General features: G+C 75.0%; 1 protein-coding gene and 1 pseudogene. Both read left to right on the top strand.

The window, feature by feature from the left end; genetic code table 11:
* Positions 1-9: 9 nt before the first annotated feature.
* The gene (locus tag AC5LUJ_RS23660) at positions 10-3,702 is read left to right on the top strand and encodes an ATP-dependent helicase (protein WP_493465818.1); all 3,693 of its coding nucleotides are present in this window, start codon (positions 10-12) and stop codon (positions 3,700-3,702) included.
* 49 nt (positions 3,703-3,751) lie between these two features.
* Positions 3,752-3,977: pseudogene (locus AC5LUJ_RS23665) on the top strand (IS110 family transposase); the annotation flags it as partial.

The following is a 3,977-nucleotide window of genomic DNA, read 5'->3' on the forward strand; positions in this document are numbered from 1 at the left end:
CCGGCCCCGCTGGCCCCGCTGGCCCCGCTGGTCTCGCTGGCTCCGGAGGACCTGCGTGACCTGCTCGGGGTGCCGTTCACCGGCGAGCAGATCGCCGCGGCGACGGCACCGCTGGAGCCCGGCGTGATCGTTGCCGGCGCCGGTTCGGGCAAGACATCGGTGATGGCCGCGCGGGTCGTCTGGCTGGTCGCGACCGGCCAGGTCGCGCCCGGGGACGTGCTCGGGCTCACCTTCACCACTAAAGCCGCGGGCGAGCTGACCGACCGGATCCGCCGGGGCCTGGCAAAGGCCGGCCCGGCCGGCACCGCCGATGATCCTCGGGGCGGCCGTCCCGACCAGCGGGGAGCCGACGCGCTGGCCGCGCCGAGCACGGGCTTCGGGGGCTCCGGAGCTCGGGGCGGCCCTCCTGACCAGCGTGAAGCCGGTGCGCCGGCCGCACCGGGCGCGGGCCACGGCGCGCAGGGCGTCCTTCTCGACCAGCGAGGAGTCGATCTGGTCGCCGGCCAGCGGGAAGGCGGCCCGGCCGGCTACCAGGTGGCCAACGCGTCCCAGCCATCCCCGGGCGGGGACGTCGACGGTGAACCGGTCGTGTCCACCTACCACTCGTTCGCGAAACGGCTGATCACGGACCACGCGCTGCGGCTGGGCATCGAACCGGGGTTCCGGCTGCTCGCCGACGCCACTCGCTTCCAGCTCGCCAGCCGGGTGCTGCGCCAGCACCGCGGGCCGGTCGAGGCGCTGACCCGGCCGATGTCGATGCTCGCAGGCGATCTCGTCGCGCTCGAGGCGGAGCTCAGCGAACACCTCGTCGACCCGGACGCCCTCGCCGCCTTCGAGCTGGAGCGGCTCGCGGAGCTCGAAGCCGCGATCGCCGCCGGCCGCCGTGCCCCGCGGGCCCGTAGCCATGTCGAAGCCCTCGGCCGGATGGCGCTGGCCGCCCGCGCCCGCCGGGAGCTCGCCGCCATGGTGGCGGAGTACCGGGCGGCCAAACAGGAGCTGGAGGTCATCGACTTCGGCGACCTGGTGACCCTCGCCGTCCGGCTGGCGGACAGCGTGCCCGAGGTCGGCGCGCTGGAACGCGCCCGGGCCAGGGTCGTGCTCCTGGACGAATATCAGGACACCTCCGTGGCGCAGCGGCGGATGCTCGCCGGCCTGTTCGGCGGCGGCCACCCGGTGACCGCCGTCGGTGACCCCTGCCAGGCGATCTACGGCTGGCGGGGGGCGTCGGTGGCGAACCTCGACGGCTTCCCGCTGCACTTCCGCCGCCGTGACGGCGAGCCGGCGCGGGTGTACGAGCTGACGGTCAACCAGCGCAGCGGCGGCCGGCTGCTGAGCCTGGCGAACACGGTCGCGGCGGCTCTGCGGGCCCGCCACCGCGTCGCGCGGCTGCGTCCCCGGCCGGACGTCGCCGAGCACGGCACGACGGTGGTGGCGCTGCATCCGACCTGGGCGGGCGAGGTCCGCTGGGTCGCCGCGACGCTGCGGGAGATCGTCGACGCCGGGCGGGCCAGGCCGGGGGAGTGCGCGGTGCTGGTGCGGGCGCGCTCCGACGTGCCCGCGCTGTACGCGGCCCTGCTGGCGGCGGGGCTGCCGGTGGAGGTCGTCGGGCTCGGCGGCCTGCTGAGCCTGCCGGAGGTCGCCGACGTCATCGCGACCCTGGAGGTGCTCGACGACCCCACCGCCAACGCCGCGCTGGTCCGGCTGCTGACCGGCCCACGGATACGGCTGGACCGCCGGGATCTCGCGGCGCTCGGCCGCGCGGCGCGGGCGGCCGTCCGGGCGGGGACGGACCGCGCAGCCTTCCTCGACCGACCGGCGCCCGACCAGCCGGCGTCCGAGCAGTCGGTTTCCGACCAGATGGCCTCCGACCAGCCGGCGCCCGGCCGGCAGGCGCCCCGACAGCCACAGAGCCCCGCCGATCATGACGCCCATGGTGACGGCGCCGGCCGAGGCAGCGGTACCGGCCGAAGCGGCGATGCCGGTTATGGCGACGGGGCTGGTCATGGCGGTCACGGCGGCGCCCACCCAGCAGGCCCGGCCGGCTCGCTCGATCCGCTCGACGAGGCCGTGACCGGGATCGACCCCTGTGACGTGGTCGCGCTCGCCGACGTGCTCGACGACCCCGGCGACGAGGTCTCGCCCGCCGGCCGGGCCCGGCTGCGGATGCTCGCCGGGGAACTGCGCCACCTGCGCGCCCACGTCGACGAGCCGCTGCTGGACGTCATCCACCGGGTTGTCGAGGTCACCGGGCTGGACGTGGAACTGGCCGCGAGCCCCGAGGCGGTCACGGCCCGCCGCCGGGACAACATCGCCGCCTTCATCGACGTCGCGGCGAACTTCGAGGGCCTGGACAACGACGGCTCGGTCCGCGCCTTCCTGGCCTTCCTGCGGGCCGCGCGGGAGCACGAGCGCGGTCTGGACGCGACCAGCCCGTCCGGCGCGGACGCCGTCCAGCTCATGACCGTCCACAAGTCCAAGGGGCTGGAGTGGGAGGTCGTGGCCGTGCCGAACCTCAGCCGCAAGGTCTTCCCCGTCACGACGGTCCGGTCGAAGTGGCCCACGGCGGCCTCCATGCTCCCGACACCGCTGCGCGGGGACGCCGACGACCTGCCGGCGCTGCGCGGCCACGACAAGGCCGCGCTCGCCGGCTTCACCGCGGAGTGCGACGCCTACCTGGAGCGGGAGGAACGCCGTCTCGGCTATGTCGCGTTCACCCGGGCGAAGTCGCTGCTGCTCGGCAGCGGCCACTGGTGGGGGCCGTCGCAGCGCCGGCCCCGCGGGCCGTCGGCGTTCCTCGACGAACTCCACGATCATGCCCGCGCCGGCGGCGGCCGGGTCGCGCTGTGGGCGCCGCCGCCGTCCGAGGGGGAGACGAACCCGCAGCTCGCGGGCATGGATGACCTGGACTGGCCGTTGCCCTACGAGCCGGTCGCCTTCGCCCGCCGGCAGGCCGTCGCGCGGGAGGTCGGCGGGTACCTGGCCGCGCTCACCGCCGGCCGTCCGCTTCCCGACGACGACCACGAGCGGATGACCCCGGCGGAACGGCAGATGCTCACCGAGCTGGACGCCGACGTCGAGCTGCTGCTGGCCGAGGCCCGCCGGGCCCGGCGGGTCGTCCGCGAGGTGGAGCTGCCCCGCGCGCTCACCGCGTCCCAGGTGGTGCGGCTGCGGGCCGACCCGGCGGGGCTGGCCCGTGATCTCGCCCGCCCGATGCCGCGGCAGCCGGTGCCGCAGGCCCGCCGGGGCACGGCGTTCCACTCCTGGGTGGAGGGGATGTTCGAGCAGACCCCGCTGATCGACCTCGACGACCTGCCGGGGGCGGCGGACGAGGGCATCGACGACGCCGATGCCGCGGATGCGGAGGCGCTGCGGGAGGCGTTCCTGGCCAGCCCGTACGGCCGGCGCAGCCCGTTCGCGGTGGAGGCGCCGTTCGAGCTGCTGATCGGCGGCCGGGCGGTCCGGGGCCGCATCGACGCGGTGTACGACCTCGGCGACGGCCGGTGGGAGGTGGTCGACTGGAAGACCGGCCGCCAGCGGGCGGACGCGACACAGCTCGCGGTCTACCGGCTGGCGTGGGCGCGGCTGCGCGGCGTCGCGCTGGACGCGGTGGACGCCGCGTTCCTGTACGTCCGCTCCGGCGAGGTAGTCCGCCCGAACCTGCTCTCCGAGCCCGAACTCGAAGCCCTCCTCACCCCACCATGACCTGGTTTCCACTTTTTGGCCTCAGGAGGACGTCCAGAGCAAACTCAGCGTGGTCACCTCAGACATCTTCGGGGTCTCCGGCCGGGACATGATGGCCGCTCTCGTCTCCAGCGAACGGGACTCGAAGGTCCTCGTGCGGCTGGCCCGGACCCGGCTACGTGGCAAGATCGGCGAGTTGGAAGAGACGTTCACTGGCCGCTTCAGCGATCATTACGCCTTCCTGCTCACCCGAATGCTGGCCCGCATCGACGTAGTAACCACGGACATCAGTCGGG

Source organism: Protofrankia sp. CiP1_Cm_nod3, assembly GCF_982290655.1.